This is a genomic window from Actinoplanes sp. NPDC051411 (assembly GCF_040682075.1).
Lineage (GTDB): Bacteria > Actinomycetota > Actinomycetes > Mycobacteriales > Micromonosporaceae > Actinoplanes.
In genome coordinates this window covers 34,385-60,730 of the sequence record NZ_JBFBAD010000016.1, presented here as the reverse complement: position 1 = coordinate 60,730, position 26,346 = coordinate 34,385, and the positions used below count along the sequence as shown (strand labels likewise).

The following is a 26,346-nucleotide window of genomic DNA, read 5'->3' as shown; positions in this document are numbered from 1 at the left end:
CGGGCGTACGAGGAGGGCCCGCGCGGGCCCTCCTCGTACGTTACGGCGTCAGCCGCGTACGTCCATCTCGTAGATGCGGGCCGCGGTGTTGCCGTCCGAGGCCGGGGTGATCACGTTCAGCCGTACGTAGCGGGCGTCCGCGTTGACGGTCGTTGTCGTGCTGTCGGCGGTGTTGCCGCGCACCGAGGCGCGGGTCGTCCAGGTCGAGCCGTCGGCCGACGTCTGGATGTCGAAGTCGCGGGTGTTCCAGGACGGGTATTCGCCACCCGCGCCGGCGTGCCGCAGCACGACCGAGCCGACGTGCCTGGTCGACCCGAGGTCGGTCTGGAGCCACTTCGAGGAGCCCTGCGAGCACCACTTGTCGGCCCAGCCGCCGAGCCAGCTGCCGTTGAACGCCCGGTCCGGCGTCTCGGTGCTGCCACAGGACGAGTCGGCGGTGGCGGTCGTGCGGAGTGCCAGGTCGGTCGGGTTGCTGGACGACCCGTACGCCTCGAGCTCGTAGATCCGCGCGGCGGTGTCGCCGCCGTTGTTGGTCGGGGCGGTGATGTTGAGGCGGACGTAACGCGCGGAGCGCGCCGGGAACGGAAGGTAACTGCGGCTGTTGCGGGCTCCGGCAACGGTTACCGCCGTGGAGAAGGAACTGCCGTCGGTCGACGTCTGGATCGTGTAGTCGGCGGTGTTCCAGGCGGTGTTCTCGCCGCCCAGGCCGGCGTGCTTGACCACGACCGACGACACGGTCTGGGCCGAGCCGAGGTCGACGGTCAGGGTGTGCGGCGTGCCGCCGGTGCACCACTTGCTGTTGCCCTTGAGCTGGCCGTCGACCGCCTTGGCCGCGGTCTCGCCGGTGCCGCATTCGGCCGAGCCGGTGGTCGCCGTCCTGCCGAGGGCCAGGTTGGGCCCGAGGTCGGGCTCGGCGGCGGGCTGGGTGCCACCGTCACCGAAGCTGGGCGGCACGTCACCCGAGCCGGTGCCCCACGTCGCCGAGGGCGACGAGCCCATTCCGTACGCGATGGTGCCGCCCGACGCGATGTCGGCGTAGCGCAGGTAGTTGTGCGTCGTCGACGAGCCGTTGACGGTCAGCGACTGCACGTACGGGTTCGAAGCGCTGCCGCCCGAGATCGTGAGGTTCCCGGTCGGGCGCTGGATGAGCACGCTCGGGAAGATTCCACCGTGGACGGCCAGCGTGTCCGCACCCGGTGTCACGGGGTAGAGACCCAGCGCCGCCCAGACGTACCAGGCCGAGGTGGCGCCCAGGTCGTCGTTGCCGGGCAGGCCGCCCGCCCCGGTGGTGAACGACTCGTTCATCACCCGGCGCACCGCGTCGCCGGCGCCCGAGGGCTTGCCGGCGAAGTTGTAGGTCCACGGCACCCCGTGCTCGGGTTCGTTGCCGACGTAGAAGTACGGCGCCGACAGGCCGCCGTTGAGCTGGGTGAAGTGGTGGTCGAGCCGCTGGATCGCGGTCTGCTTGCCGCCCATCAGGGTGATCAGCGCGCCCAGGTTATGCGGCACCATCCACGTGTACTGGGCCGCGTTGCCCTCGGTGTAGGGCGACTCGGTGGCCGGGTTGAGCGGCCACGGGAAGCTGCCGTCGCCGTTGCGGGTGTGGATGTACGACGACTCGCCGTTGAACAGCGACCGCCAGTACTGCGAGTGCGTGGCGTACGTGTTGTAGCCCGCGGTGTCGCCCAGCGCGAGCGCGAACCGGCTGATCGCGAAGTCGCTCGACGCGTATTCGAGCGTCTCCGACGGGTTGCCCGCGATGTAGTGCTGGCTCTCGTAGCCGGACTCGTTGCCCCGCAGCACGAAGCCCTGGGTGGCGCCGCCGGTGGCGCTCTTCTTCATCAGCGCCAGCGCGGACGCGGTGTCGAAGCCGCGGACGCCGAACTGGTACGCCTCGTCGACGATGATCGGTCCCGGGTCGCCCGGCATGACGAAGTCCTCGGTGTTCTGCTGCGACCACTTGGGCAGCAGGCCGCCCTGCTGGCCGTCGAGCACCATCGACTTGACGATGTCGGTCATCACGTCGGGGGCGACGAGCGAGACGAGCGGGCTCCACGACCGGTAGATGTCCCAGCCCGAGTAGTTCTGGTAGACCGGCGTGGCCGAGGAGTGCACCGCGTTGTCGAAGCCCATGTACTGCCCGTTGGTGTCGCTGGCCACGTTGGGGTTGCTGAACACGTGGTAGAGGGCGGTATAGAACTTCTGCAGGTCGGTGGCGCCGCCGCCGGTGACCTGCACCCGGTTGAGCATGGTGTTCCAGGCCGCGCCGGCGTTGGCCCGCACGGTGTCGAAGGCGCCGGTCTCGGCGGTCGCGTTGGCCTGCGCGTTGGCGACGCTGACGAACGAGATGCCGATGGTCGCGTTGACGACCGCGGTGGACGAGGTGTCGAACGTGACGTAGGCGCCGGTCTGGTTGCCGCTGGCGCTCGCCGAGCCGTTGCTGACGGTGCCGCCGCTGAAGGTTCCGAAACCGGTCGGCGTGCGGTCGAACTGGATCGAGTAGTACATCTGGTAGGTCCGGCCGCCGCAGAAGCCGCCCGCGGTGTGCGAGCCGGAGACCCGGTTGCCGCTGATCGACACCGTGCCGGCCCGGTCACCGGTGGCCGAGCGGCTGTCGTTGATCAGCACCCGCGCGGTGGTGGTCGCCGGGTAGGTCAGCCGGAGCGCGCCGGTGCGGGTGGTCGCGCTGAGTTCGGCGGTCACCCCGTACTTGTCGAGCTTGTTCTTGTAGTAGCCGGGGGCGGCGCTCTCGTTGCTCTTGGTGTAGGCACTGGCGTACGAGGTCCAGGCGGAACCCGGCGATGAGCCGAGGTTGCCGGTGACCGGGAGGATCGGGATGTCCTCGTTGTTGGGGCAGCCGGCGCCGTTGAAGTGGGTCAGGCTGAACGACTCGATCGTGCGGTCGCGGTCGCGGTAGCCGGACGGGGAGCCGGTCGGGGTGTCCGGGCTGAACTGGGTCATGCCGAACGGCACGGTCGCGCCCGGGAAGGTGCTCCCGCCGGCGCCGCCGCCGACCGGGTTGGGGGAGTTGGAGTCGTCGGTGCCGACGAGCGGGTTGACGTACTGCGTGAGGTTGGCGTCGGCCGCCAGCGCCGCCTGCGGTACGGACAGAGCCGCGGCGGTGAGGAGGACCGCCGCGGCGAGGGCACGGATCATGGGAGTCGTCGTCCCTTCTCCAGGACATGGGGAGCGAACCTTTTTCAACCTGACTTCGGGCGAACGAGCCCTCGTCACGTTGAAAAAAGTTCGATGACAACGTTGTCGGTTGTCATCAACCTCTGTCAATATCCCGGAGTACCGGAACCGCGAACTGAGTTAATTGGCCACGGTTTCTTGCGCCTTCAGACCCTCCGAAGCCGCCGGCTGCTCCTCGATCCGCTGCGGCATCAGGGCGGCCAGCGCGGCCATCAGCACCGCGACGATCACGATGCCGATGAAGATGCGATGTACCGCGGTGGTCAGGTGCCCGGGCGTCACCCGGCCGTGCCCGATCACCGCGTTGGCGACGGCGCCGAAGACCGCCACGCCGAGCGAACTGCCCAGCGAGCGCAGGAAGATGTTGTTGGCGGTGACCACGCCCCGCTCGGACCAGCCGACGCTCGACTGGGCCGCGATCAGCGCCGGCGAGGTGGTGAAGCCCATGCCGAATCCCATCACCAGGCAGAACGCGGCCACGGTGAGCACGCTCGAGTGCGCGCCCAGGGTGAGCATCAGCAGCGATCCGATCAGCACCAGCGAGGTGCCGAGAATCGCGGTCGCCCGGAAGCCGAAGCGCAGGTAGATGCGGCCGGCCTGGCTCGCCGCGACCGGCCAGCCCAGGGTCAGCGCGGCCAGCGCGAGGCCGGCCACCAGCGGCCCGGTGCCGAGCACGTCCTGGGCGTAGGTCGGCACGTACGAGCTGAGGCCGAGCAGGATCGCACCCACCCCGACCGACAGCTGGCCGCTGACCACCAGCAGCCGGCGTCGGAAGACCCAGAGCGGCAGCACCGGCTGGAACGCGCGGCGCTCGGCGAACCCGAAGACGACCAGCATCCCGACGCCGATCGCGAGGATCGCGATGCCCGCCGGCGAGTCCCACGCCCAGGCCTGGCCGCCCTCGAGCACACCCAGGATGAGCAGGGTCAGGCCGCCGGTGAGCAGGCCCGCGCCGCGATAGTCGATCACCGGGTGGCCGCGCTCGAACTTCTCGTGGAAGCGGCGCATGATCATGAACGCGGCGAGCAGGCAGAGCGGGATGTTGACGAAGAAGATCCAGCGCCAGTTGATGTATTCGCTGAACACGCCGCCCAGCGTCGGCCCGACCACCGAGGCGATGCCCCAGACGCTGGCCACGTAGCCCTGGACCTTGGCCCGTTCCTTTATCGAGTAGAGGTCGCCGACGATCGTGATCGTGGTCGGCTGGATCGCGCCCGCGCCCAGCCCCTGCACCACCCGGAACGCGATGAGCACCCAGATGTTCCAGGCCGTGCCGCACATGATCGAGCCGGCCAGGAACAGGCCGATGCCCCACAGCACGACCGGCTTGCGGCCGAAGAGGTCGCTCAGCTTGCCGTAGACCGGCACCGACACGGCCTGGGCCAGAAGGTAGACCGAGAAGATCCAGGGGAACTCGGAGAAGCCGCCGATGTCCTTGACCACCGAGGGAACCGCGGTGGCGATGATCGTCGAGTCGACGGCGATCAGAGCCGTCGACAGCATGACCGCGGCGAGGACCGGACCACGTTCGGACCGGAAGCCGATCTTTCCGTCTGACATTTCTACGACCGTACTGGAGTGGTTCGGTGTAACGACTGTCAATCAATCTATTTACCCGGCTGGACGGCACATCTACGGTGCGGCCATGACCAACGACACACCGGCCATCCGACTGGCCGGTCTGCGGAAGAGTTTCGGGGCGGTGGAGGCCGTCGCGGGGATCGATCTGGAGATCGCCGACGGCGAGTTCTTCTCCATGCTCGGCCCGTCCGGCTCCGGCAAGACGACCGTGCTGCGGCTGATCGCCGGGTTCGAACAGCCGACCGCCGGCACGGTCACGTTGAGCGGCCGCGAGGTCACCCGGCTGGCGCCCTTCGAGCGTGACGTGAACACGGTCTTCCAGGACTACGCGCTCTTCCCGCACATGTCGGTGCTGCAGAACGTCGAATACGGACTCAAGGTCCGCAAGGTCTCCCGGCGCGAACGCCGGGAGAGGGCGGCGCAGGCTCTGGCGACGGTCCGGCTCGAGGGGTACGGCGTACGCCGGCCGAGCGAGTTGTCGGGCGGGCAGCGGCAGCGGGTCGCCCTGGCCCGGGCTCTGGTGAACCGGCCGCGGGTGCTGCTGCTCGACGAGCCGCTCGGTGCGCTCGACCTCAAGCTGCGGGAGCAGATGCAGGTCGAGTTGAAGCAGATCCAGCGGGACGCCGGGATCACGTTCGTCTTCGTCACTCATGACCAGGAGGAGGCGCTGACCATGAGCGACCGGGTGGCGGTCTTCGACTCCGGCCGGATCGCCCAGGTGGGGACGCCGCTCGACATCTACGAGTCGCCGTCGACCAGTTTCGTGGCCGGCTTCGTCGGGACATCGAACCTCTTGTCAGGATCTGTCGCCCGGGATCTCATTGGACGATCGGGGACGTTCTCCGTGCGACCCGAAAAGATCGACATCTCGAAGGAGGGACACGCGGGCACCGTGGCCGAGGTGATCTACGCCGGCCCGGTCACGCGATTCGTGGTCGACCTCGACGCCGGCGCCCGGGTTGTGGTTGTCGAGCAGAACCGGCGTACGGGATCGGCGGCTGCCGCCCTGCGCGGCGCGACCGTCCGTCTCAGCTGGGATGAGGAGCACGTCATCGAGATCTCCGAGGCGGCCGGTTCGGCCGTCGGTGATGTGGTCGAAAACAAGGTCGAAAACAAGGAGGACGCGGATGCGGCGTAGCGGAATGGCCCTGGTGATGGCCGGCGTTCTGGCGCTGGCCGGCTGTGGGGGCAGCGATAAATCGGGCGGAAGCGGGCCGGGCGGGGCGGCCCTGCCCAAGATCGCCAAGCTGGCGTCGCTCGGCGCCGGCGAGGGCGAGGTCAACATCATCGCCTGGGCCGGGTACGTCGAGGACGGCTCCAACGACCCCAAGGTCGACTGGGTGCACGACTTCGAGAAGGAGACCGGCTGCAAGGTCAACTCGAAGATCGCCGGCACCTCGGACGAGATGGTGTCGCTGATGAAGACCGGGGAGTACGACGTGGTGTCGGCCTCCGGCGACGCGTCGCTGCGCCTGATCTACGGCGGTGACGTGGCCCCGGTCAACACTTCATTGATCTCGAATTATGCGGACGTCTTCGACGGGCTGAAGAACAAGCAGTGGAACTCGGCCGACGGCGTGCCCTACGGCATCCCGCACGGCCGCGGGGCCAACCTGCTGATGTACCGCACCGACGTGGTCAAGCCGGCGCCGACCTCGTGGGGAGCGGTGTTCGACGCCAACTCGCCGTACAAGGGAAAGATCACGGCGTACGACTCGCCGATCTACATCGCGGACGCGGCGCTCTATCTCATGAAGTCACAGCCCGGGCTCGGCATCAAGAACCCGTACGCCCTCGACGACAAACAGTTCTCGGCCGCGGTCGACCTGCTCAAGGCCCAGAACAAGAACGTCGGCGAGTACTGGTCGGACTACACCAAGGAGGTGCAGTCGTTCAAGGCCGGCAACTCGGTGCTCGGCACCACCTGGCAGGTCATCACCAACCTCGCCCAAGCCGACAAGGCGCCGGTGCAGGCGTTCCTGCCGAGCGAGGGCGCGACCGGATGGTCCGACACGTGGATGGTCTCGTCCAAGGCCAAGCACCCGAACTGCGCGTACCTCTGGATGAACCACATCATCTCGCCGAAGGCCAACGCGGCCGTCGCCGAATGGTTCGGGGAGGCGCCGGCCAACAAGCTCGCCTGCGACCAGACGTCGGACAAGAACTTCTGCACGACGTTCCACGCGACCGACGAGTCGTACTTCTCGAAGGTCTGGTACTGGACAACGCCGCTCGCGCAGTGCCTCGACGGCCGGACCGATGTGACCTGTAAGGACTATTCGGCCTGGACGCAGGCCTGGACCGAGATCAAGGGCTGATGCGTCCTCATCCCCGTCTGCGGCTGGCCGGGCTCCTTTCACTGCCCGTCCTGTGGCTGGTCGTGGCCTACCTCGGCGCGCTCGCCGTGCTGCTCGTCTCGTCGTTCTGGATGGTCAACGGGTTCACCGGAGACGTCGTCCACATTTTCACGCTGCAGAACTTCAAGACGCTGGTCACCGGGGATGTCTACCGGGCGGTCACCCTGCGCAGTCTCGGGGTGGCCGCCTCGGTCACGGTGATCTGCACGGTGCTGGCCGTGCCGATGGCGTTCTACATGGCCAAGGTGGCGTCGCCCCGCTCGCGGCATTGGTTGGTGATTCTTATTTTGACGCCGCTGTGGGCCTCCTATCTGGTCAAGGCGTACGCGTGGCGGATCCTGCTGGCCAACGGCGGCCCGTTCGACCAGGTGTTCGGCGGTCCCGGGTACGGTCTCTTCGCCGTCGTCCTGGTGCTGTCCTACATGTGGCTGCCCTACATGATCCTGCCGATCTACGCCGGCCTGGAACGACTGCCGGACTCTCTGCTCGACGCCTCGGCCGACCTCGGCGCGCGCGTCGGGCGTACGTTCCGTTCGGTGGTTTTGCCGATCTTGATCCCCTCGGTCTTCGCCGGGTCGATCTTCACCTTCTCGCTGTCGCTCGGCGACTACATCACGGTGCAGATCGTCGGCGGCAAATCACAGCTGATCGGCAACCTCGTCTACGCCAACATCGGCGCCGCCAACAACCTGCCGTTCGCCGCCGCGATCGCCACGGTGCCCGTCGTGATCATGGTGATCTACCTGGTCGCGGTCCGCCGCTCGGGCGCCCTGGAGGAGCTGTGATTCTCTCGCCCGCCGCCCGCTGGGCCCTGCGCGCCTTCATGGCCCTCGGACTGCTGTTCATCTACATTCCGCTGCTGCTGGTGCTGGTCAACTCGTTCAACGGCGATCGGACCTTCGCCTGGCCGCCGCACGATTTCACGACCCGTTGGTGGTCGTCGGCGTGGGACAATGCGGGCGCCCGGGATGCCCTGTGGACCTCGGTCAAGGCGGGGCTGGGGGCAACCCTCATCGCGCTCGTGCTGGGCACGATGGTCGCGTTCGCGGTGCAGCGCTTCCGCTTCTTCGGCCGCGACACCCTCTCGCTGCTGATCGTGCTGCCGATCGCGCTGCCCGGCATCGTCACCGGCATCGCCCTCGACAGCGCGTGGCGCTCGGTCATCGAACCGCTCGGCCTGGGCAAAGGCCTCTTCTCGGTGATCGTCGGCCACGCCACGTTCTGCGTGGTCACGGTCTACAACAACGTCCTGGCCCGGCTCCGCCGGACCGGCGTCTCCCTCGAGGAGGCGTCGGCCGACCTGGGCGCTTCGCCCACGCAGACCTTCCGGTACGTGACGTTCCCGTTGATCCGTTCGGCGCTGCTCGCGGGCGGGCTGTTGGCCTTCGCGCTGTCCTTCGACGAGATCATCGTCACCACGTTCACCGCCGGTCCCGGCATCACCACCCTGCCCATCTGGATCTTCAACAACCTGTTCCGGCCCAACCAGGCGCCGGTGGTCAACGTCGTGGCGGCCCTGCTGGTCGTCCTCTCCGTGCTGCCGGTCTGGCTGGCGCAACGGGTGGCCGGCCCGGCGGCGGGCGCTAGCCGGACGTAGCCAGCACGATCCGCCCGAACACCTCACCCCGGTCCATCCGGCGGTGGGCCTCGACCGCCCGCTCCAGCGGCAGCACGTCGTCGACGACCGCCTTTGCGCCGGTGAACAGCTCGGCCCGTACGGCATTCTTGGCCCGGTCGCAGACCGTGGCCGCGCTGAACGTGGCCACCGACAGCGACCGCTGGAAGGCGGCCATCAGCCGACCGCCGAAGTCGGCCGGAGGCGGCCCGCCGACAGCGCCGACGATGACCAGGCGGCCGTTGGGCCTGAGCCGGTCGATGAAGCCGGGAAGGTCGGGCCCGGCGACGACGTCGATGATGACGTCGTAGGTCTCGCCGTCGTCCTCGTCCCGGCCCAGCACGTGGGTCGCGCCGAGCTCACGCAGCCGTCGGCCGCGCACGCCGTCCGGCGACGAGGTGGTGACCGACACGGTGCCGGCGGCCGCGGCCAGCTGGACGGTCATGATGCCGATGCTGCCGGCGGCGCCCCGGACGAGCACGCTCTCGCCGGCGGTGAAATGGGCGTGCGCGAGGCCGAAGTGGGCGACGACGCCGGCGCTGCCCATCGTCACGGCGTCGGCGGAGCCGCGCCCCTCCGGGAGCGGCACGACATCGCCGACCGGCGCGACCGCCTGCTCGGCATAGCCGCCGCCGGTGCCGGTGGCCGCCCACACCCGCTGGCCGATCAGATGGGGGTCGACGCCGTGGCCGACCGCGGAGACGGTGCCCGCGACCTCGCCGCCGGGGACGAAACCGGGGCGGAACCCGTAGGCCTCAAGGTCACCGCGCCGGATGACGACGTCCACCCCGCCGACACCGATCGCCTCGACATCGACCAGCACCTGCCCGGCGGCGGGAACCGGGGTGGGGACGTCGACGACGGCCAGCCCCTCGGGCGGCCCGAACTCTTTGACCACAACAGCTTTCACGGGGCGGACGTTAGTGGCGAAGCCTTTCCTGGCGGCTAAGTTGAGAGTGTGGCCGTCCCTTTGCCTCACATGCCGCCCCCTGGTGAGGATGTCAGCGATGAGGCTTGGTCGGCGCGTTCCGAAACGCGCAGCGATCGCGACAGCGGTCAGCCGCGAGCCGGCAGTGGCTTGCGGCAGACGCTGGGTTCGGGTGTGGCGCTTCGTGCGGAGGCGCCGCTTCGTGCGGAGGCGCCGCTTCGTGCGGAGGCGCCGCTTCGCGCGGAGGCGCCGCTTCGCGCGGACGCGCGCGACAACCGCGAGCGGATCCTGGAGGCGGCCCGCGCGGTCTTCGCCACCGAGGGCTTCAACGCTCCGATGCGTGAGGTAGCCCACCGGGCCGGCGTAGGCCCAGCCACCCTCTACCGCCATTTCCCCACCAAGCAGGCGCTGGCCACCGAGGCCTTCGCCGACCGCCTGAAGGCCTGCCACACCATCATCGAGCACGGCCTGGCCGATCCCGACCCGTGGCACGGCCTGCGCACGGTCCTCGCCGAGTTGTTCGAGCTTCAGTCCGGCGACCTCACGCGCGCGTTCCCCTACGTCGCCGAGCTGGCCCCCGCCCGCGAACGCTCCCTGACCGCCCTGGCCGAACTGACCCGCCGAGCCAAGCACCACCTGCGGCCCGACGTCGCCGTGGAAGACCTGATTCTGCTCCTCCGCGCCAACGCCGGCCTGCGCGCAACCTCAGCCGCCGCCCGGCTGGCATCATCCCGCCGCTTCGCCGAACTGGCGATCCAGAGCCTCCGCCCTTGACTGACTCCCACTCCCGTCTGGCGTTCTGGCCGCCGGTGGACAACGGTCCAAAAATGTCGTACCCGTCTGCTTAAATGCCGCCCACCCAGACAGGGGCGGGAATCCGGGCATCAGTCCCGTTCGCCGAATTCTTTTTGGCATGATCAAATGCTGACCGGAGCGCCCTTTTATGCGGCAGGATTTTCTCGTGCGGCAGCTTCAGCTTTTCACCCCAGCAGAATTGTCCCGGATGCGCGACCGAACAGCATCGCGCAACTATTCTCCCGACCGTGACAAATTCCGCCGCGACCATGAGCGCCACCGCGACTGGGGCCTCACCCGCCGCTACGCCGCAAAGCACCAACGCCTGCAAGCCGAGCGCGGCCGCCTGACAGTCCCCACTGGACCGACACCAGAGCAGCCTTCACCCCGGCCGGCTCCGCACGAGGCCGCAGTTGATCGGCCCACCGGCCCGACGGCGCCGCCGGGAGCCCGGCATGTCTCGGCATCGTCGCGCCCCGTCGGGAGAACGGATCGCATCGAGGCGGCGATCCAGCGGCCATCCATGACAGCTGCGCAAACCGACTTGCCCGACCATGCGCACCAGCCCCGTAGGGCCAGCGTGACCAACGCGGCCGGCGCAAGCGGCGCAGGTGACACAGGTCGGCTCGAGGCCGACGACTTGCACCATCGTGTTCGGCGCGCCGCGACCAGTCCAAACGGCCCAACAGGCCGGGCAAAGTCGGTTGGCGCGGTCGGCTCGGAAGACTCGGCGGCCCTGGCCAGTGCGGCGGGCTTGGTCAGTGCGGCGGGCTTGGTCAGTGCGGCGGGCTTGGTCAGTGCGGCGGGCTTGGTCAGTGCGGCGGGCTTGGCCAGTGCGGCGGGCTTGGCCAGTGCGGCGGACTTATCCAGTGCGGCGGGCTTGGCCGGCGCAGTGGCCTCGGTTAGCGCGGCAGACTCCGCCAGCACATCGAGCCTTGCCTGGTCGGGTGACGCTGGCTACTTGGCTGGCGCTGCCGACGCGGATGAGGCGATCCGGCCGTGTGTTTCGATCGCGCTGGGCCAGTCGAGCAGGCCAGCCGTGTCAGTCTGCGCCGGTGCGTCGCGCAGGTTGAATAATCCGGGCGGCGTCAGGGTCCTCGGGCCGGCGGAGTTGCTTTGTTACGCCGATTTCGGACGGTGGCCCCTGGTGCACATCTTTCCGTCCGCCTTCGCGGGTGGGTGCCGGGCTCGCGATGAATGCTGCTCGGCGGGCGGAAAGATCGGGGGACAGTCGGCGGCGGCAGGATTTGGGTTTGGAATTGTTGTATTGAATTCAACCACGATCGCTTCGGAAACACATAGGTGCGGCCGTTCCTGGGCAATCGCATGCCATTGGCTTTTTTGGGTTAGGCGCCGTCGGAGAAATGTTCGATACAGGCGGAGCGCCGGTGGGTGGCGCCAACGCGGCTGGGGCATCGTCTGGCCAATGCGCCTCGGGACGGGTTGAGTTCCGCTCTGCCGGAGACTGGCAGCTCTTCGGGCGGAGCAGGGAACCTTTCCCTCGGCCAAATCGACGCGCCCGCCTCAGGACGCGGCGCACCGGGGGCGGCCCGATCCGGATCAGGGCCGACCGGCCGTCAAATCTGTACCGGTCCGGGGCGGGTGAGCGCCGGGGCCAGCCCCGGATCAAACAGGCCCAGCATTGGATCAGCGCCGGCGTCGGATCAGTGCCGGGCCTGTGCGGGCCGGACCGTGAGCGGACATCGGCCTGCCGAGCGGCTGTTCCTGCGCGGTCGGGCTGGAGACGGCGGGCTTGCCGAGGCCGACCCGGCCAGGCAGCGGCGCGGTCTGGACCGATCGGCTCAGCGTTCGGTGGCGGCGGATGGAGAGCTCGCGGTCGTTTGGCTGCTGCCACTGTTCCTGGGCGGGGCGGGAGCGGGGCTTACCGCGTACGGGAAAAGGCTGGGTGTCGCCCGGCGGGAGGGGACCGCTCAGCGGGCGTTGGTCGCAGCCGCCTGGGTTTTGAGGGTTGGTTCGTGGGTCAGGACGGCCGCGGTCATGAAGGCGCCGCCGACCGCGATGGCGCCGAGGATGCCGAGGGAGATCTGTTGTTCGTGGTCGAGTTGGCGTTCGTAGTCGGCCTGGCTCACCGTGGTGACGCGGCCATGGTTGTTGATGACGTAGTGGCCGTTTCGGAGTTCGGCGTTGCCGTCGAGGCCGGCGAAGGCTACGACCACGGCCAGCCAGAAGCCGAAGAACAGGACTCCGGCCAGCATCGCGGCCCAGTGGGGGACGTGCGGCGGGACCCAGGAGACCAGGCTCCACGGGCGGCGGGAGTCGGTGGTGCGGTAATAGAGGCGGTTGGCGATCACGCCCGCTATGGCGCCGGGGAGGGTGAGCAGGGCGGCCACGCCGACGGCCACGCCGGAGCCGACCGGGCGCCAGCCCACGAAGAGGCCGGCGATGAGTATCGCCGACCAGAGCATGCCGGCCGAGCACATCGCGCTGAAGACGACCAACCCCCGCTGCGTCACCATCGCCGTCACGCTAACCGGTCGGATCGGGTGGGCGTGGGTGTTCGGGGAAGTCCGTTACGCCGGTCGGCGCGGGGTGTGGCGGCGGTAGGCGCTGACCGTCGGGTCACCTTTGATCCAGAAGCGCCAGGCGACGTCGTGGGCCGACGTTACGCCGACCCGCGGGCCCGCTTCGATGGGGTCGACCGGGCCGTCCGGCGGTGTGATCGTGAGCGGGCCGGTGCCGTCGACCACCGACGTGCCGTAGTCGGCCTTGCCGATGCCGAGCGCGCGGGTCAGTTTGCCCGGTCCGGCGGCCAGGTCGGTGTCGTTCCGGGCGCCCGGCCGGCGGGTGCGGGCCGTCTCGGCGCCCTCGACCACCGCGCCCGCCCGCAGCAGCACCGCGGCGGCCACGCCGTCCTCGCCGCACACGATGTTCATGCACTGGTACATGCCGTAGATCTGGTAGACGTACAGGAAGCCGGCCGGGCCGAACATGATGGCATTGCGCGGGGTCCGTCCGCGGTGGGCGTGGCTGGCCGGATCGGCCCCGAGCCCGCTGTACGCCTCGACCTCGGTGAGCCGGACGACCACGCCGTTCGCGGTCAGGCGCCAGCCCAGCATCATGCGCGCGGCCTGGTCGACGGCGGTTGCTGGAAGGTCGAGCCACGGGTAGGTCACGTCACCAAGCCAAGCACAGCGGTGCGGTTAACCGCACCATCGCCCTACGTGCCAGCCCGGCTGCCCCTCCCGCCCAAACCCGGAAAGCTGAACGCCATGGACGACGTTCTCCTCCTCGACGGCGTGAGCCGCCGGTTCGGCTCGGTCACCGCCCTCGACGAGATCACCCTGCGGGTCCGCACGGCCTGCTTCGTGGCGGTGATGGGCTCGACCGGTTCCGGCAAGAGCACCCTGTTGCACTGCGCCGCCGGCCTCGACCGGGTCACCGCCGGGCGGGTCGAGCTGGCCGGCCACGACCTCGGCCACATGCCGGAGGGCCGGCTGACCCGGCTGAGGCGCGACCGCGTCGGGTTCGTCTTTCAGTCATACAACCTGCTGTCCGAGCTGACCGTGGCGCAAAATGTCGCGCTGCCGGTGCGGCTCGGTGGCCCGCGAAAATATCGCGTCGACGAGGTGCTCGCGGCGGTCGGGCTGTCGGGGCTCGGCCGGCGGCCGGTCGGGGAGCTCTCGGGCGGTCAGAAGCAGCGGGTGGCGGTCGCCCGGGCCCTGGTGACCGGGCCGGAGGTGATCTTCGCCGACGAGCCGACCGGGGCGCTCGATCCGACCACCGGCGGTCAGATCCTCGGCCTCCTGCGAGACGCGGTCGACCGCGAGGGTGTCACGGTCGTGATGGTCACCCACGACCCGGTCGCGGCGGCCTGGGCCGATCGGGTGGTCCTGCTCCGCCGGGGCGCGGTCGCGTCCGACGGGCCGGCCGGCGACGCCGCGCACATCGCCGATCGCCTGCGGGCGGTGGCGGCATGAGGGCGGGGCTCACGCGTCAGGCGCTCAAGGCCAATCCCTATGCCTACGTCGGTCCCTTCATTACCCAGGCCCTCGCCGCCGCCCTGGTCGTCGCGTCGCTCGGCGCGCAGCGAACACTCCCGCCGGCCGGCGACGTGGCCGACATGGGCGCGGCGTTCCTGCTGATCTCGATCTACCTGTCGATCCTCATCGTCGGCGTCACGATGGGCGCCAGCATCGGGCGCCAGGCCGCCGACATCGCGCTCGCCCGCACGATCGGGGCGTCCCCGGGGCAGGTGCGGCGGTCGGTGGTGGCGCAGGCGATGCTGGTCGCGATTCCGGCGACGCTCGTCGGTGCGCCGCTCGGCTCGCTGGCCGGCCGGGCCTGGATCCACGGCCTGGCGGCACACGGGGTGATTCCGGCCGACACCGGCTATCACGGCCATCCGGCGGCGGCGGCGATCGCTTTCGCGATCACTATCGGCACCTCGGTGCCGGGCACGCTGATCGCGGCGGTGCGGCCTTCCCGCGTACGCCCGGCGGTCGCGCTCAGCGAGGCCGCCGCGCCCCGGCGCACGGTCGGTCATGTCCGGACCGTCATCGGGCTCGTGCTCGTCGCGGCCGGCGGCGTGCTGTCCGTGCTGGTCTCGCGGCTCGACGCGCGCGACGCGGAAAACGAGGGCTTCTTCGTCGCGCTCACGATGTGCGTCGGCGCCGGATTCCTGGCGCCGGCACTGCTCCGGGCGGTCTCCCCGGTGGTCCGGCTGGCCGGTCCGGTCGGCCGCCTGGCGGCCGAGCACCTTGCCGTACGCGCGAGGACCTACTCGGGAGCAATGGTGCCCCTGACCCTGGCCGCCGCGTTCAGCGCGATCCAGGTGCTGCTGCAGACCACGCCCGCGCACCTCAGCGGGGTGCGGCCGACGGCCGAGGAGGTGTGGACCGACTACACGGGAACCGCGGTCTATGCCGTCTTCGCCGCCGTGGCCGCCCTCAACACCCTGATCAACACGACCGTGGCCCGCCGGCGCGACCTGGCCGTCACCCGGCTCGCCGGGGGAACCCAGGGGCGTGTGCTCGGCATCGTCTTCTGCGAGGCTCTGGTGGTGACCGGGACGAGCCTCGTGGTGGCCGCGGTGGTGGCGATGACAACCGTGTCGCCGATCCTGCACGCGGCCTGGATGCCCGGGTCCTATCTGGTGGCCGGCGTGCTGCTCACGGCGGCGCTGGTGCTGGCCGGCACGGTGGTTCCGGCAGCGGCCGGGATGCGCCGCCCGGCGGTCGAGCTGGTCGGTTGATCGTGCGGTTCGTGCGGGCGTACGCCTACGTGCTCAGCGGGGTCTTCCTGGCCATCCCGACGTTCCTGCTGTCGCTGCTCGGCATCGTGTTCTCGGCGCTGTCGCTGCTGACCGTCGGCCTGCCTTTCCTGGTCGGCGTGCTGTGGCTGGCCCGCGGCAGCATCGCCTATTTCCGGTGGCCGGCCCGTGGGCTGCTCGGCTGGGACTGGTCCGGGCCGGGGCCGGTGCGGCTGCTCGGGTTGCTCCGCAACGGGGCGGCGTGGAAGGCCTTGCTCTATTGCTTCCTCACGTTCCCGGTCAAGTTCACGGGCGCCTACATCGGGGGCGCGTCGTTCCTGATCGGTCTCTACTTCCTGACCGCGCCGGCCTGGTGGTTGCTGTCCCCGCGGGGCATCGGCATCGAGCTGACGCCGATCTGGTCCCACACCTGGTGGTATTTCGTGCAGGGACTGGTCGCGGTCGGTGTCATTCCGTGGTTCGTGCGCTGCCTGGTGTGGCTGGACCGCCTCCTGGCCTACGCTCTGCTGGCCCCCAGCCGCGACCGCCAGCGGATCGCCCAGCTGGAGGCCGGCCGGGCCGCCCTGCAGTCCGACGCGGCGGCGCTGCTGCGACGGGTGGAGCGCAACCTGCACGACGGCACGCAGGCCCGGCTGGTGGCGCTCGGCGTGACGCTGTCCCGCCTCTCGCATCGCCTGCCCGACGAGCCGCTGGTCGCCAACGCGCGCGACGCGGTCACGGAGGCGCTGGCCGAGCTGCGCGACATCGTGCGCGGCATGCATCCTCCGGCGCTCGACGACGGGCTCGAGGTCGCGCTGTCCACATTGGTGGCCCGGAGCGCGGTGCCGGTGCGGCTACACGTCACGTTGCCCTCCCGGCCGCCGGACGCCACCGCGTCCGCGGTCTACTTCACCGTGGCCGAGTTGCTGACCAACATCGCTCGCCACTCGGGGGCCTCGCGCGCCTGGGTCTCCCTGGTCTGCGACGACGATTTCCTGCGACTGGTCGTGCGTGACGACGGCCGCGGGGGTGCCGGCGTCTCCACCGGCACCGGGCTGCCCGGGCTGGCTCGCCGAGCCGAGGCTCTCGACGGATCGTTGACTGTGGACAGTCCCGGCGGCGGGCCGACCGTCGTGACCGTGACGTTCTCCGGAAAGGCGTGAACCCCTCATGCGCGTCGTCATCGCCGAGGACAATCCACTGCTGCGGGACGGCATCACGCTGCTCCTCGCCGAGCAGGGCATGGAGGTGGCGGCCGCGGTCTCGGACGCCACGGCACTGATGACCGCCGTGGCCGACCTGCGGCCGGACGCCGCGGTGGTCGACGTGCGGATGCCGCCCGGCTTCACCGACGAGGGCGTGCGGGCGGCGCTCGAGATCCGCGCCCGGTTCCCGTCGGTCGGGGTGCTCGTGTTCAGCCAGTGGGTCGAGACCAGCTACGCCCGCCGTCTGATCGCCGACCACGGAGGCGGCGTCGGCTACCTGCTGAAAGACCGCATCGTCAGCACCGACGACTTCGTGGGCGCGCTGCAGCGGGTGGCGGCCGGCGGCACCGCACTCGACGCGGAGGTCGTCCGCCAGTTGCTCGCCGCCCCAGCAGTCGACGCCGGCCTGGCCCGGCTGACCGACCGCGAACGCGAAATCCTGGGCCTGCTCGCCGAGGGCCGCTCCAACCTGGCGATCGCCACCATGCTCAAACTGGCCGACCGCAGCGTCGAAAAACACGTGACCGCCATCTTCACCAAGCTCGACCTGCCCCAGGACCGCGCCGACCACCGCCGGGTCCTGGCCGTGCTGCGCTACCTCCGCGCGTAGGCCTCCGCGGGTAAGGGGCGGGGCATGCGGCGCCGTCAGGGTGCCAGGCGTCGCGACTTCCGCGGATGGTCGGGTTGGGCGTGGGGTGGGGCCTGTGCGGGGTCGGCGGGCTGTGCGGGTGGCCGTTACCTACGCGCGTGGGTGGACTGCGCGCGGGGCGGGGTCGTGCAGGCCAGCGGGCTTTGCGGGCGCCGCGACCTTCCCACGCGCGGCCGGGCTGCACATCGGGCAGGGCTCTGCAGGGTGGGCTGGGTGTGCGGGCGTCGGTGGCTTCCGCGAATGGGTCGAACTCGCGAAGGGCTGGGCGGTGCGGGCTCGTCGCTTCCGCAGGCGGGCGGGCCGGGCGTCGGTCGGGCTGTGCGGTGCGGCTTCGTCGCTTCCGCGGGCGCGCCTGGTCTGGCGCCGCCCTCGCCGGCCGCCGCACCCTCCAACCGTCCGCGGGTGGGGCCGGGTTGTGCGGGCGCCCGTCACTTCAGCGGGTGGGTTGGCTGCGGGTGGGGTGGGGCTGTGAAGCGCGGCCCGGCTCTGGGGGAACGCCGCCGCCTCAGCACTGTGTGAGGGCTGAGGCGGCGGCCGGGCTGTGCGGGCGGCGTGGCTTCCGGGGCGCGGCCGGGCTGGGCCGAGGGCGGGGCCGTGCGGCGTGGTCACCTCTGGCGTGGATTGGACTGCGCGCAGGGGGTGAAGGCGGCCGGGCGCCGTCACCTCCGTGCGTAGGTGGCTGTGCGGGCGCCGTCTCGGAAGCCGATGTGGTGGTAGAGCGCTCGGGGCACGGGGTAGCCCCCGTCGCCGCGGGGGCAGACCTTGGCCAGGGTGGCGCCGGCGGCGTGCAGGGCGTGCAGGCAGGCCAGGCTGACTGCGGCGCCGAGTCCTTGGCGGGCGTGGCCGGGGGCGACGCCGACCGGTTCCAGCAAGCCCGCCTTGTTGACTTCGTCGAGCCAGCCGAGCGCCGAGGCGACGAGGGTTCCGTCTTCCGCCTCGACGAGCAGGTCCAGGGTGCTCCGGTAGGGCCAGGTCGCAGCGATCTCGGCGTAGCGTTCGGTCGTCATGGTGGACTCGCCGTCGCCCGGGTCGGCCGGTGGGACCTGGAGCCGGCCGATGCGCCGCGGTTGCCAGGCCGCCCGGTGGACGGCGGCGCGCGCCGCGGTTTCGCCCGCGCGGATCGCCCGCAGCCGGTAGCCGTCGGGAAGGCGTGGCTCGGGCATTCTCTCGTCGAGGTCGCGCAGGCAGTGGCGGAAGTATGGCCCCTCGACCTCGTCGAAGCCCTCCGCCCCGAGCATTTCCGCGTCGGCGGACATGGCGCTGACGGTGCGGACGTGTCCGTCCGACCAGTCCAGGACGGTGCGGATGCGCTCCGGCGGCGCGTGGAATGACAGTTCGCCGTTGGGCGAGATCGAGGCCCAGGCGTCCGGTTCGGTCCAGAGGGCCACCGCGCGGCCCGCCATCGACGGCCGCTGCCACGCCAGGTCGCCGATGTGCCAGTGGCTCTCCGGCGTCCAGTTTCGCTGCACCATCCGTTGCATGGCCAGGAGGTCATCCATCGCGCGATTATGTACGCTCGCGGCATGCCCGGTCAGGCGGAGATCCGCGGCGAAAAGGCACTGCTGCGGCCCTGGCGTGGCACCGACGTCGATTTCGTTCTGGGCGTTACCGCCGATCCCCTGATTCCGCTCGTCAGCCAGGTGCCCGACACGCCCGACGCCGGCGGAGCGGCCGCTTTCATCGACGCTCAAACCGCGCGGTTCGAGGAGGGGCGGGGCTGGGCCTGGGCGGTGGTTCCGTTCGGGCGGGAGGAGCCGGCCGGCTACGTCGGTGCGCTCTGGGTGGCCCGGTCCGCGGCTCGCGCGTCGATCGGCTACTGGACGGGCGCCGCCGGCCGGCGAGGCGGTGTGACGACCGACGCGGTGAAGGCCGCGTCGGCCTGGCTTTTCGCCCGGGCCGATGTCGTACGCCTCGAGGCCTACATCGAGCCGTGGAACGAGGGTTCCGTCCGTGTCGCGGAGAGGGCGGGGTTCGAGCGGGAGGGACTGATGAGGTCGTTCGCGCCGATCGGTGGCCGTCGCCGGGACGCCTACCTGTACGCCCGGATCGCGCCCTCAGGCGGTCAGGCCCGACAGGAGTAGGCGCAGGGACCCGACCACGGCGTCGCGGGCCTCGCGCGGGGTGGGCGACTGGGCGATCAGCATGCTGCCGCGGGTGAGGGCGCCCAGGAGCAGGCGGGCCAGGGTGTCGGGGTCGTCGGCGCGGAGCCGGCCGGCCTCGGCGGCGGTTCTCAGCTCGGCGGCGATGGTGGCGACGGTGTAGCGCTCGTCCAACTCGGTGAAGCGGACCAGGCCCAGGACGGCGGGGGCGTCGGTCACCAGGATGCGCTGGACTTCGGGGACGAGCATGCCGTCCAGGAAGGCCTCGAAGCCGACGCCCAGGGCGGCTATCTCGTCGGGGGCCTGCGCGGCGGCGTCGGCCGAGCCGGTGAGCAGCTCGGTGTGCACCTGCTCGAAGACGGTTTCGAAGAGCGCCGTCTTGGTGGGGAAGTGGTGGTAGAGGGCGCCGGTGGTCACGCGGGCCTCACGGGCCAGATCCTCGACCGAGGTGGCGGCGTAACCCTGCCCGCCGAACAGGGCGCGCCCGGCGGCAATCAGCGCGGCGCGGGTCTGGGCCACCTGTTCGTCGCGCAGCGTCGGACCCCGCCGCGAACGGGACGGGGCCGGCGGGGATGAGGGCGACGGGGGCTGGGGGGACGCGGAGCTCATCCCGCTTGTATAGCCGCTCCGGGGCGTTGCCCGTCGAGTTGGCATCTGACATAGTGGTGCTATGTCGAATATTGGAGCTATGCCAAGCCGGGAACTGAGTGGTGCCCTGCGGAGCGCGGCGGGGCGGACGGCGGCGGTGATTCGGGCCGCGGGGGAGCCCGGGGCGCGGGTGCCGGGGCTGGACTGGACGGTGGCGGAGACGGCCGTCCACCTGGTGCATGAGTTCGGCGACTACACCGCGTACGCGCAAGGGCGCAAGAAGGTTGCCGAGAGTGACCAGAGTCCGTCTCGGCGGAACGCCGTGGCGAATGCCGCGCAGCTGCGTGAGGATCCGGACCGTGACCTGGGCAGTTTGGCCGATCGGCTCGGGCCGGCGGTCGACGGGTTCCTGGCCGTGCCGGCGCGGGAGGAGCGCGTGCTGGTGAGCAACGGTGTGTGGATGACCTGGTCGACGATGATGTCGGCGTTGCTCGGGGAGCTGTTGGTGCACGGTCTCGACGTGGCTCGGGCGAGCCGGCAGCCGTGGCGGATCGGGCGGGATGAGGCGCTGCACGTGATCGCCGGCGTGATGGCGATGGTGCCGGACTATCTTGATCGCGAGAGGGCGGCCGGGGTCACGGCGAGCTTTGACCTGCGGCTGCGGGGTGGGCCGCGCCATCTGATCTCGGTCGCCGACGGCGAGGCCGTGGTCGGGTGCGGCTCAGGCGACTGCTGGATCGTGGCCGATCCGGTGGCGTTTCTGCTGGTCGGGTTCGGCCGGGCCGGGCAATGGGGGCAGATCGCCCGGGGTCGGATGCTGGCCGGGGGCCGCAAGCCGTGGCTCGCGACCAAGTTCGGCACGTTGATCACCGGCCCGTAGATGCGGCCGGTAAAGAGCGGAAACGAAGCCGGCTACGGTTTCCGGGCGACGGCTCCGAAGATCGAGGCTTCGACCGGGCCCGGCCGCTCCTCGGCGCCCGGATCGGGCCGCCACTCGCTGACCGCGACGGCGCCCGGGGAGACGAATTCGAGCCCGGTGAAGAACTCGGAGAATTCGGCCCGGGTCCGCGGATGGACGTCCGACCGGCCGCTTCGCAGCGACTCGTCCCAGTTCGCCCGGAGGTCGGGGGTCAGGAAGTCGGTGGTCGCGCACGACATGGTCAGATGCGATCCCGACGGGAGGGCGTCGACCAGGGTCGACACGATCGAACGGGCCTCCTCCTGCGACGGGAGGAAGTGGATGACCGCGACCAGCATGAGCCCGACCGGCCGTGACAGGTCGAGGATGTCCAGCGACTCCAGGATCGACTTCGGCTGCCGCAGGTCCTGCTCCAGGTAGCGCGTCTCGCCCTCCGCCGTGCTGGTGAGCAGGGCGCGGGCGTGCACCATCACCATCGGGTCGTTGTCCACATAGACGATGCGCGAGTCGGGGGCGATCCGCTGCGCGACCTCGTGGGTGTTGTCCGCGGTCGGCAGCCCCGTACCGATGTCGAGGAATTGCCGGAGGCCGGCGTCGCCGGCCAGGTAGCCGACCGCCCGGCCGAGGAAGGCCCGGTTCGCCCGGGCGGCGATGCGGGCCGCGGGGTACGCCCGGGCGAGCACGTCGCCGGATTCCCGGTCGGCCGCGAAGTTGTCTTTGCCGCCGAGCCAGTAGTTGTATCGCCGGGCCGGGTGCGGCGTGCCGGTGTCGAACCGATCGAGCGTCACGGCATGCATCCTAAGAGGATCGAGCTACGGCGTACACCAGCCGAGGAACCTTTCGTAGAGGTCGACCGGCCGTCCGCCCGATCCGGCCGCCCAGTCGTCGATCGCCTCGATCAGGCAGGAGCCGAGGAAGAACGCGAGGGAGCTGCTCGGCATCCCGAACTCTTCGATCAGCTCGACTTTGGCTGTCGCGCACGGCCATGCGCGGGCGCAGACCCGGCAGTCCCAGTTCGGACGATCGCCGACGTGTTCGGTCCGCGGCACCCGCATCCTCCGTTTCGACATTCACGATCAGCGATCGTGTCGCTACACAGAGAAGCTTCGGTGCCCTAGGCTGTTTCCGCAAAGGTTCGCGGTGAGAATCTCAGATAGTAATTCTCGCTGTCTCGCTCGAGACGATCCGATCGTCTCGTTCGAGGCAATCCCCGCCGCGGCCGGGCGGTAGAGGGGTGTCGATGTCCGACTTGGGATCAACCGTTCCGCGTCGTCAGGTGGGCCGGCTCATGCGGCAACTGCGTGAGCAGGCCGGCGTCTCGCTGATGGCCGCCGCCCAGGAGCTCGAGTTCTCCCGCGCGCGGATGTACCGGATCGAGAACGGCGAGGTCCCGGTCCGCAAGCACGACGTCATCGCCATGTGCACGGTCTATCAGGCGTCGTCGGAGATGACCGAGGTACTGATCGGGCTGGCCCAGGAGTCGAAGTCGAAGGGCTGGTGGCACGCGTACGGCGACGTCGTCCCGGCCTGGTTCGAGCTCTACGTCGGCATGGAACAGGCGGCCGACCGGCTGCGCTCGTTCGCCCCGAGTGTGATCCCCGGCCTGCTGCAGACCCGCGAGTACGCCGAGGGCGTGTTCCGGGAGTGGATCGGGGACGACGACGATGCGGTCGAGAACGCGGTGGCCGTACGCCTGGAGCGTCAGTCCCTGCTCAGCCGCAACCGGCCGGCGGCGCCCCGGCTCGACGTGATCCTCGACGAGGGCGTCCTGCGCCGCTCGGTCAACGACCGGCACGGCATGCAGAAGCAGCTGGCCCACCTGGTCAACGTGTCGACCCGGCCCAACGTGAGCGTGCGGGTGATCCCGTTCGCGGCCGGCCCGCACAAGGCGGCCAGCTCCGGACAGTTCACGATCCTCAACTTCCCGGCCGTCGGCACGGCTTCACCCGAACCGACGACGATCTATTGCGAGAGCCTCACCGGTGCCCTCTACCTGGATAAACTCAACGAGGTCGAGGCGTACGAATCGATCTGGGTCGCTCTCGAGGCGATCGCCCTGAGCCAGGCCGATTCCGACGACCTCATCGGTGCGGTTCTCAAAGAGAGCGAGAGCGATGGCTGACCTGACCGGTGCCGTCTGGCACAAGAGCACGCGCAGTGGCGGCAACGGCGGCGACTGCGTCGAGGTCGCGGTCAACCTGCCCGGCATCGTCGCGGTGCGGGACAGCAAGGATCGGGCCGGCGGCACACTGGTTTTCACCGCGTCCCAGTGGGCCGCGTTCCTCGACGGTGTCCGAGATGGAGATTTCGACAACTAAAACCCGAACATTGCCTGCCCGTGCCCCCGAACCCAGGCGAGCGGCTTACCGTCGAGCGCCAGCACGTTGAGGGCCGAGTCGTCCGGCGGCGCGGGCAGGTCACCGAAGTCGAGCACGTCCGGCGCTTCGACCGAGATCCAGTGGCCGGGCAGGGCCCGCACGGTCTCGGCGAAGGCGGCCCGCTCGGCCGGCGAAACCAGATAGAGCACCGAGGTGTGATAGACGACCGGCGTCGTGCCGGCCGGGGCCTGGGCGACGAGATCGGGCACGGCTTCGAGACCGCCCCGCACCAGGTGGGGCGGGTCGGTCCGGGCGATGGCGATCGCGGCGCGCAACCGCTCGCGCCGGTGCTCCTGCTCGGGCCAGATCAGCGCCTCCAGCCAGGCCACGTCGGACGGGTCGGTGATGTCGAGCGGGTTGAGGTCGACGCCGGCCCGCCCGGCGACGGTCGGGAGGGCCGTCGGCAGCGCGACGCCGACCGCCTCACAGTCGAGCGTCACCGTCGATTCTCCGATCGTCGTGTCGCCGTATCGGTAGGCGTACTTGTCGGAGAAGAGCGACAGGCCGGCCGAGGTGCCGACGTCGATCAGGAACAGCGGCTGGGGCAGCGAGGCGAGCACGGGCATCAGGGCGGCGCACCGGCCGACCTCGTTGGTCTGGGTCACCCGGCGGACGATCTCGGACGAGACCGTGTCCCAGCGCTCGACCACGAAATCGCGAAACGCCGGGAAGGCGAGCGGCCCGTCGAGGAGCCGGACCACGCCGAAGAGCAGGTTGGGCTGCTGCTTGGCCGGCGGCAGCGTCGCGAGCAGCCCGCGAAGCTCGTCGTCGGCGGCGATGGCAGTGCACAGGCTCTCGTAGGCCGGCGAATTCCCCCGAGCCTCCCGCGAACCGAACTCGAGATAGGCCTCTGCGATCGTCACCGCGCCATGGTCCCGGGTCGGGCCACTGAAGCACAATCACCGAGTGAAACCGCCGCCCGAGATCTCGCGCCTCCCCCGGGAGCCGGGCGTCTACCGCTTCCGCGACGCCAGCAGCCACGTCCTCTACATCGGCCGGGCCACCGACCTGCGCGCGCGCACCGCGTCCTACTTCGGCAACCTCGGCAACCGCCCGCACCTCATCCGCATGGTCAACCGCATCGCCCGCGTCGAGGCCGTCGCCTGCGCCTCCGTCCACGAGGCCGCCTGGCTCGAACGCAACCTCCTCGAAGACCGCATGCCCCGCTGGAACCGCACCCCCGGCGGCCAGGAGGTCCCGCTCTACCTGCGCCTCGACAGCGGCCCGGCCACACCCGGCCTGCACCTCACCCATCGGCCGAACCGGGCCACGCACGGTCCGTTTCTCGGCGGCCTGCGAACGCGGCTCGCGGTCCGTGCGCTCCAGAAGATCAAACCCCTTCCGTACGCCGGGGAGACCCTGACCGGCGCCGAGCGCGAGATGGCCGCGCTCTACGGCGTACGCCCGGAAGACCGGGAGCGGCTCGCCCAGGCCCTCACCGAGGTTCTCGACCGCCGGCCGCAGGCCGTGCGGGAGGTGCTGGAAGCGCTGACCGCGCGCCGTGACGAGGCGTCGGCCGCGCTGGACTTCGAGCGGGCGGCCGAGCGGCAGGAGGAGATCGAGGCGGTCGAGTGGCTGACCAGCGTGCAGCGGGCCTGTTCGCCGGCCGCCGAGGACTGCGAGATCCACGGCTGGGCGGGCGGAGTGCTGGTGTCCTTCACGGTGCGTGGTGGGCGGCTTTCGGGGTGGCGCCAGCGGAGGTGCGCTTCGCCGCCGCGTCTTCCGCCTACGCCGCAAATCTGGCAGCCTTTCGCCCAGCGGAACGCCGAGCTGGCGGCCGGGCTTCAGGTCACGGACAGGTCCTGACCCTTAGTTCTCGGTGTGCCGATTCTTAAGGACTCTTTAGCCAGCCTGAACAGCGCCGTGCGTGCACCCATAGTGAGGACGTCAATCCGTCTGCCAGTCGCTGGGGTGCTGTTCCGTGTCGATGTCCGCTGCCGCTCGCTTCCGCTGCACGCTGGTGGCCGGTGCCACCGCCGTGGTGATCGGGACGGGGTTCGCGGTCGTCGGCCTGACCCGGCACGCCGACGCCCAGACGCAGGTGCCGCGCGCGGCCGACGCGCCGCTGGCCGCCGCCGTCGATCCGTCCACCGCGCCGGCCGGCCTCCTGCCGTCGACCGCCGCGGCCCCCACGCCGACGCCCTCCCTGTCTTCCTCACCGAAGCCGAAGCCTTCCGCCAAGTCGCCGACGCCGAAGCAGACGACCTCGAAGGCGGCCCGGAACCCGAGCAGGTCGAAAATTACCGTGGTGACGACCGACGACTCGGTCCTCGGCCAGGTGCTGGCCCACATCAACGCGGCCCGGGCCGACGCCGGCCTCTCCGCGCTGACCCTCGACGACGACCTGTCGAAGGCGTCCACCCTGCACAACCAGCTGATGATCAACGGCTGCGGCCTGGAACACCAGTGCCCGGGCGAGGAGAGCATCGGCCCGCGATTCAGCGCGCAGGGCGTGCAGTGGACGTCGGCCGGCGAGAACATCGGCTTCGGCTCGAGCGGCGGCAGCGACGCCGACATCATCAAGGCGGCGAACGGGCTGACCGACAGCATGCTGGCCGAGAAGCCGCCGAACGACGGCCACCGCAAGAACCTGCTGAACACCGGCTTCAAGCGGATCGGCCTGAGCGTCGTCCGCGACAGCAAGGGCATCACCTGGATGACCCAGGACTTCGTCAACTAGACGGACAAGTCCTCGTCGGCGTTAGTGGTCTGGGGCGATTGTGGCCTGGTCAGGGATCAGATTGTGGCGGGTCCCGCGGTCGGCCGGTCACTGGTCGAGGTCGGCGGAGACGTAGCCCTTGTTCGCGATGATCAGGTGGCCTCGGCAG

General features: G+C 70.3%; 25 protein-coding genes. 15 read left to right on the top strand and 10 right to left on the bottom strand.

Going from position 1 to position 26,346, the window contains the following annotated elements; genetic code table 11:
* Positions 1 to 48 precede the first annotated feature (48 nt).
* Positions 49 to 3,156, bottom strand: coding sequence for a GH92 family glycosyl hydrolase (locus tag AB0M88_RS11715; protein ID WP_364099245.1), 3,108 nt, complete (start codon positions 3,154 to 3,156; stop codon positions 49 to 51).
* Between the two features lie 159 nt (positions 3,157 to 3,315).
* Positions 3,316 to 4,755 carry an MDR family MFS transporter gene (locus AB0M88_RS11710; protein WP_364099242.1) on the bottom strand — a complete coding sequence of 480 codons (1,440 nt, stop codon included), beginning with the start codon at positions 4,753 to 4,755 and terminating at the stop codon, positions 3,316 to 3,318.
* A gap of 85 nt (positions 4,756 to 4,840) precedes the next feature.
* Between AB0M88_RS11710 and AB0M88_RS11705 the strand changes: the two genes are divergently transcribed.
* From AB0M88_RS11705 to AB0M88_RS11690, 4 genes are read left to right on the top strand one after another with little or no spacing between them, the layout of a single operon-like run.
* The gene (locus AB0M88_RS11705; protein ID WP_364099239.1) at positions 4,841 to 5,914 is read left to right on the top strand and encodes an ABC transporter ATP-binding protein; all 1,074 of its coding nucleotides are present in this window, start codon (positions 4,841 to 4,843) and stop codon (positions 5,912 to 5,914) included.
* Positions 5,904 to 7,094: an ABC transporter substrate-binding protein gene (locus AB0M88_RS11700; protein ID WP_364099236.1), complete on the top strand. Its 1,191-nt coding sequence runs from the start codon at positions 5,904 to 5,906 to the stop codon at positions 7,092 to 7,094. Before AB0M88_RS11705 ends, AB0M88_RS11700 begins: the two co-directional genes overlap by 11 nt.
* Positions 7,094 to 7,918, top strand: a complete 825-nt coding sequence (locus AB0M88_RS11695) for an ABC transporter permease (protein WP_364099233.1) — start codon at positions 7,094 to 7,096, stop codon at positions 7,916 to 7,918. Before AB0M88_RS11700 ends, AB0M88_RS11695 begins: the two co-directional genes overlap by 1 nt.
* Positions 7,915 to 8,730 (top strand): ABC transporter permease, encoded by an 816-nt coding sequence (locus AB0M88_RS11690; protein ID WP_364099230.1) that lies wholly within the window; start codon positions 7,915 to 7,917, stop codon positions 8,728 to 8,730. The genes AB0M88_RS11695 and AB0M88_RS11690 overlap by 4 nt, the downstream gene beginning before the upstream one ends.
* Here the strand turns inward: AB0M88_RS11690 and AB0M88_RS11685 are convergent.
* Complete coding sequence (locus AB0M88_RS11685; RefSeq protein ID WP_364099227.1) at positions 8,717 to 9,658, bottom strand: zinc-binding dehydrogenase; 942 nt, start codon at positions 9,656 to 9,658, stop codon at positions 8,717 to 8,719. The genes AB0M88_RS11690 and AB0M88_RS11685 overlap by 14 nt on opposite strands.
* A 192-nt stretch (positions 9,659 to 9,850) precedes the next feature.
* Between AB0M88_RS11685 and AB0M88_RS11680 the strand changes: the two genes are divergently transcribed.
* Positions 9,851 to 10,450 carry a helix-turn-helix domain-containing protein gene (locus AB0M88_RS11680; protein WP_364099224.1) on the top strand — a complete coding sequence of 200 codons (600 nt, stop codon included), beginning with the start codon at positions 9,851 to 9,853 and terminating at the stop codon, positions 10,448 to 10,450.
* A 1,952-nt stretch (positions 10,451 to 12,402) separates the two neighbouring features.
* On the opposite strand, the gene AB0M88_RS11675 is transcribed toward AB0M88_RS11680, so the two are convergent.
* Together AB0M88_RS11675 and AB0M88_RS11670 are read right to left on the bottom strand one after the other, a co-directional pair.
* Positions 12,403 to 12,948 carry a hypothetical protein gene (locus AB0M88_RS11675; RefSeq protein WP_364099221.1) on the bottom strand — a complete coding sequence of 182 codons (546 nt, stop codon included), beginning with the start codon at positions 12,946 to 12,948 and terminating at the stop codon, positions 12,403 to 12,405.
* 54 nt (positions 12,949 to 13,002) lie between these two features.
* A complete protein-coding gene (locus AB0M88_RS11670) occupies positions 13,003 to 13,605 on the bottom strand; it encodes a DNA-3-methyladenine glycosylase (RefSeq protein WP_364099218.1) in 603 nt (200 codons plus the stop codon).
* A 96-nt stretch (positions 13,606 to 13,701) separates the two neighbouring features.
* Between AB0M88_RS11670 and AB0M88_RS11665 the strand changes: the two genes are divergently transcribed.
* Genes AB0M88_RS11665 through AB0M88_RS11650 form a run of 4 tightly spaced genes read left to right on the top strand, consistent with a single transcriptional unit; the run spans position 13,702 to position 17,495 of the window.
* Positions 13,702 to 14,409 carry an ABC transporter ATP-binding protein gene (locus AB0M88_RS11665; RefSeq protein ID WP_364099215.1) on the top strand — a complete coding sequence of 236 codons (708 nt, stop codon included), beginning with the start codon at positions 13,702 to 13,704 and terminating at the stop codon, positions 14,407 to 14,409.
* Positions 14,406 to 15,683, top strand: a complete 1,278-nt coding sequence (locus tag AB0M88_RS11660) for an FtsX-like permease family protein (protein ID WP_364099212.1) — start codon at positions 14,406 to 14,408, stop codon at positions 15,681 to 15,683. The genes AB0M88_RS11665 and AB0M88_RS11660 overlap by 4 nt, the downstream gene beginning before the upstream one ends.
* 2 nt (positions 15,684 to 15,685) lie before the next feature.
* On the top strand, positions 15,686 to 16,843 hold the full coding sequence (locus tag AB0M88_RS11655) for a sensor domain-containing protein (protein WP_364099393.1): 1,158 nt from the start codon (positions 15,686 to 15,688) through the stop codon (positions 16,841 to 16,843).
* Between the two features lie 7 nt (positions 16,844 to 16,850).
* Entirely contained in the window at positions 16,851 to 17,495 is a 645-nt protein-coding gene (locus AB0M88_RS11650; protein ID WP_364099209.1) for a response regulator transcription factor, read from the top strand.
* A gap of 698 nt (positions 17,496 to 18,193) precedes the next feature.
* Here AB0M88_RS11650 and AB0M88_RS11645 read toward each other — a convergent pair.
* The gene (locus AB0M88_RS11645; protein WP_364099206.1) at positions 18,194 to 19,033 is read right to left on the bottom strand and encodes a hypothetical protein; all 840 of its coding nucleotides are present in this window, start codon (positions 19,031 to 19,033) and stop codon (positions 18,194 to 18,196) included.
* Positions 19,034 to 19,057: 24 nt separating this feature from the next.
* Here AB0M88_RS11645 and AB0M88_RS11640 point away from each other — a divergent pair, with 24 nt between their 5' ends.
* Entirely contained in the window at positions 19,058 to 19,615 is a 558-nt protein-coding gene (locus AB0M88_RS11640; protein ID WP_364099203.1) for a GNAT family protein, read from the top strand.
* On the opposite strand, the gene AB0M88_RS11635 is transcribed toward AB0M88_RS11640, so the two are convergent.
* Positions 19,589 to 20,242 carry a TetR/AcrR family transcriptional regulator gene (locus AB0M88_RS11635; RefSeq protein WP_364099201.1) on the bottom strand — a complete coding sequence of 218 codons (654 nt, stop codon included), beginning with the start codon at positions 20,240 to 20,242 and terminating at the stop codon, positions 19,589 to 19,591. The two genes, AB0M88_RS11640 and AB0M88_RS11635, sit on opposite strands and share 27 nt — an antisense overlap.
* 79 nt (positions 20,243 to 20,321) lie before the next feature.
* Between AB0M88_RS11635 and AB0M88_RS11630 the strand changes: the two genes are divergently transcribed.
* Positions 20,322 to 21,101: a maleylpyruvate isomerase N-terminal domain-containing protein gene (locus AB0M88_RS11630; RefSeq protein ID WP_364099198.1), complete on the top strand. Its 780-nt coding sequence runs from the start codon at positions 20,322 to 20,324 to the stop codon at positions 21,099 to 21,101.
* A gap of 32 nt (positions 21,102 to 21,133) precedes the next feature.
* Here the strand turns inward: AB0M88_RS11630 and AB0M88_RS11625 are convergent, their stop codons facing one another.
* Together AB0M88_RS11625 and AB0M88_RS11620 are read right to left on the bottom strand one after the other, a co-directional pair.
* Positions 21,134 to 21,937, bottom strand: coding sequence for an SAM-dependent methyltransferase (locus AB0M88_RS11625; RefSeq protein ID WP_364099195.1), 804 nt, complete (start codon positions 21,935 to 21,937; stop codon positions 21,134 to 21,136).
* A 15-nt stretch (positions 21,938 to 21,952) separates the two neighbouring features.
* The gene (locus AB0M88_RS11620) at positions 21,953 to 22,195 is read right to left on the bottom strand and encodes a hypothetical protein (protein ID WP_364099391.1); all 243 of its coding nucleotides are present in this window, start codon (positions 22,193 to 22,195) and stop codon (positions 21,953 to 21,955) included.
* A 185-nt stretch (positions 22,196 to 22,380) separates the two neighbouring features.
* Here AB0M88_RS11620 and AB0M88_RS11615 point away from each other — a divergent pair, with 185 nt between their 5' ends.
* On the top strand, positions 22,381 to 23,262 hold the full coding sequence (locus tag AB0M88_RS11615; protein WP_364099192.1) for a helix-turn-helix transcriptional regulator: 882 nt from the start codon (positions 22,381 to 22,383) through the stop codon (positions 23,260 to 23,262).
* On the top strand, positions 23,255 to 23,458 hold the full coding sequence (locus tag AB0M88_RS11610) for a DUF397 domain-containing protein (RefSeq protein ID WP_364099189.1): 204 nt from the start codon (positions 23,255 to 23,257) through the stop codon (positions 23,456 to 23,458). The genes AB0M88_RS11615 and AB0M88_RS11610 overlap by 8 nt, the downstream gene beginning before the upstream one ends.
* Here the strand turns inward: AB0M88_RS11610 and AB0M88_RS11605 are convergent.
* Positions 23,455 to 24,381, bottom strand: coding sequence for a DUF2332 domain-containing protein (locus AB0M88_RS11605; RefSeq protein ID WP_364099186.1), 927 nt, complete (start codon positions 24,379 to 24,381; stop codon positions 23,455 to 23,457). The genes AB0M88_RS11610 and AB0M88_RS11605 overlap by 4 nt on opposite strands.
* A 43-nt stretch (positions 24,382 to 24,424) precedes the next feature.
* Here AB0M88_RS11605 and AB0M88_RS11600 point away from each other — a divergent pair, with 43 nt between their 5' ends.
* Both AB0M88_RS11600 and AB0M88_RS11595 read left to right on the top strand, forming a co-directional pair.
* Positions 24,425 to 25,324 (top strand): GIY-YIG nuclease family protein, encoded by a 900-nt coding sequence (locus tag AB0M88_RS11600; RefSeq protein WP_364099183.1) that lies wholly within the window; start codon positions 24,425 to 24,427, stop codon positions 25,322 to 25,324.
* Between the two features lie 121 nt (positions 25,325 to 25,445).
* Positions 25,446 to 26,198: a CAP domain-containing protein gene (locus AB0M88_RS11595; protein WP_364099388.1), complete on the top strand. Its 753-nt coding sequence runs from the start codon at positions 25,446 to 25,448 to the stop codon at positions 26,196 to 26,198.
* Positions 26,199 to 26,346 lie beyond the last annotated feature (148 nt).

Excerpts from the sequence above, each read along its gene's own strand:
- AB0M88_RS11715 (WP_364099245.1), bottom strand. The coding sequence starts at position 3,156 with ATGATCCGTGCCCTCGCCGCGGCGGTCCTCCTCACCGCCGCGGCTCTG.
- AB0M88_RS11710 (WP_364099242.1), bottom strand. The coding sequence starts at position 4,755 with ATGTCAGACGGAAAGATCGGCTTCCGGTCCGAACGTGGTCCGGTCCTC.
- AB0M88_RS11705 (WP_364099239.1), top strand. The coding sequence starts at position 4,841 with ATGACCAACGACACACCGGCCATCCGACTGGCCGGTCTGCGGAAGAGT.
- AB0M88_RS11700 (WP_364099236.1), top strand. The coding sequence starts at position 5,904 with ATGCGGCGTAGCGGAATGGCCCTGGTGATGGCCGGCGTTCTGGCGCTG.
- AB0M88_RS11695 (WP_364099233.1), top strand. The coding sequence starts at position 7,094 with ATGCGTCCTCATCCCCGTCTGCGGCTGGCCGGGCTCCTTTCACTGCCC.
- AB0M88_RS11675 (WP_364099221.1), bottom strand. The coding sequence starts at position 12,948 with ATGGTGACGCAGCGGGGGTTGGTCGTCTTCAGCGCGATGTGCTCGGCC.
- AB0M88_RS11665 (WP_364099215.1), top strand. The coding sequence starts at position 13,702 with ATGGACGACGTTCTCCTCCTCGACGGCGTGAGCCGCCGGTTCGGCTCG.
- AB0M88_RS11660 (WP_364099212.1), top strand. The coding sequence starts at position 14,406 with ATGAGGGCGGGGCTCACGCGTCAGGCGCTCAAGGCCAATCCCTATGCC.
- AB0M88_RS11650 (WP_364099209.1), top strand. The coding sequence starts at position 16,851 with ATGCGCGTCGTCATCGCCGAGGACAATCCACTGCTGCGGGACGGCATC.
- AB0M88_RS11645 (WP_364099206.1), bottom strand. The coding sequence starts at position 19,033 with ATGGATGACCTCCTGGCCATGCAACGGATGGTGCAGCGAAACTGGACG.
- AB0M88_RS11640 (WP_364099203.1), top strand. The coding sequence starts at position 19,058 with ATGCCCGGTCAGGCGGAGATCCGCGGCGAAAAGGCACTGCTGCGGCCC.
- AB0M88_RS11635 (WP_364099201.1), bottom strand. The coding sequence starts at position 20,242 with ATGAGCTCCGCGTCCCCCCAGCCCCCGTCGCCCTCATCCCCGCCGGCC.
- AB0M88_RS11630 (WP_364099198.1), top strand. The coding sequence starts at position 20,322 with ATGCCAAGCCGGGAACTGAGTGGTGCCCTGCGGAGCGCGGCGGGGCGG.
- AB0M88_RS11625 (WP_364099195.1), bottom strand. The coding sequence starts at position 21,937 with ATGCATGCCGTGACGCTCGATCGGTTCGACACCGGCACGCCGCACCCG.
- AB0M88_RS11620 (WP_364099391.1), bottom strand. The coding sequence starts at position 22,195 with ATGCGGGTGCCGCGGACCGAACACGTCGGCGATCGTCCGAACTGGGAC.
- AB0M88_RS11615 (WP_364099192.1), top strand. The coding sequence starts at position 22,381 with ATGTCCGACTTGGGATCAACCGTTCCGCGTCGTCAGGTGGGCCGGCTC.
- AB0M88_RS11610 (WP_364099189.1), top strand. The coding sequence starts at position 23,255 with ATGGCTGACCTGACCGGTGCCGTCTGGCACAAGAGCACGCGCAGTGGC.
- AB0M88_RS11595 (WP_364099388.1), top strand. The coding sequence starts at position 25,446 with ATGTCCGCTGCCGCTCGCTTCCGCTGCACGCTGGTGGCCGGTGCCACC.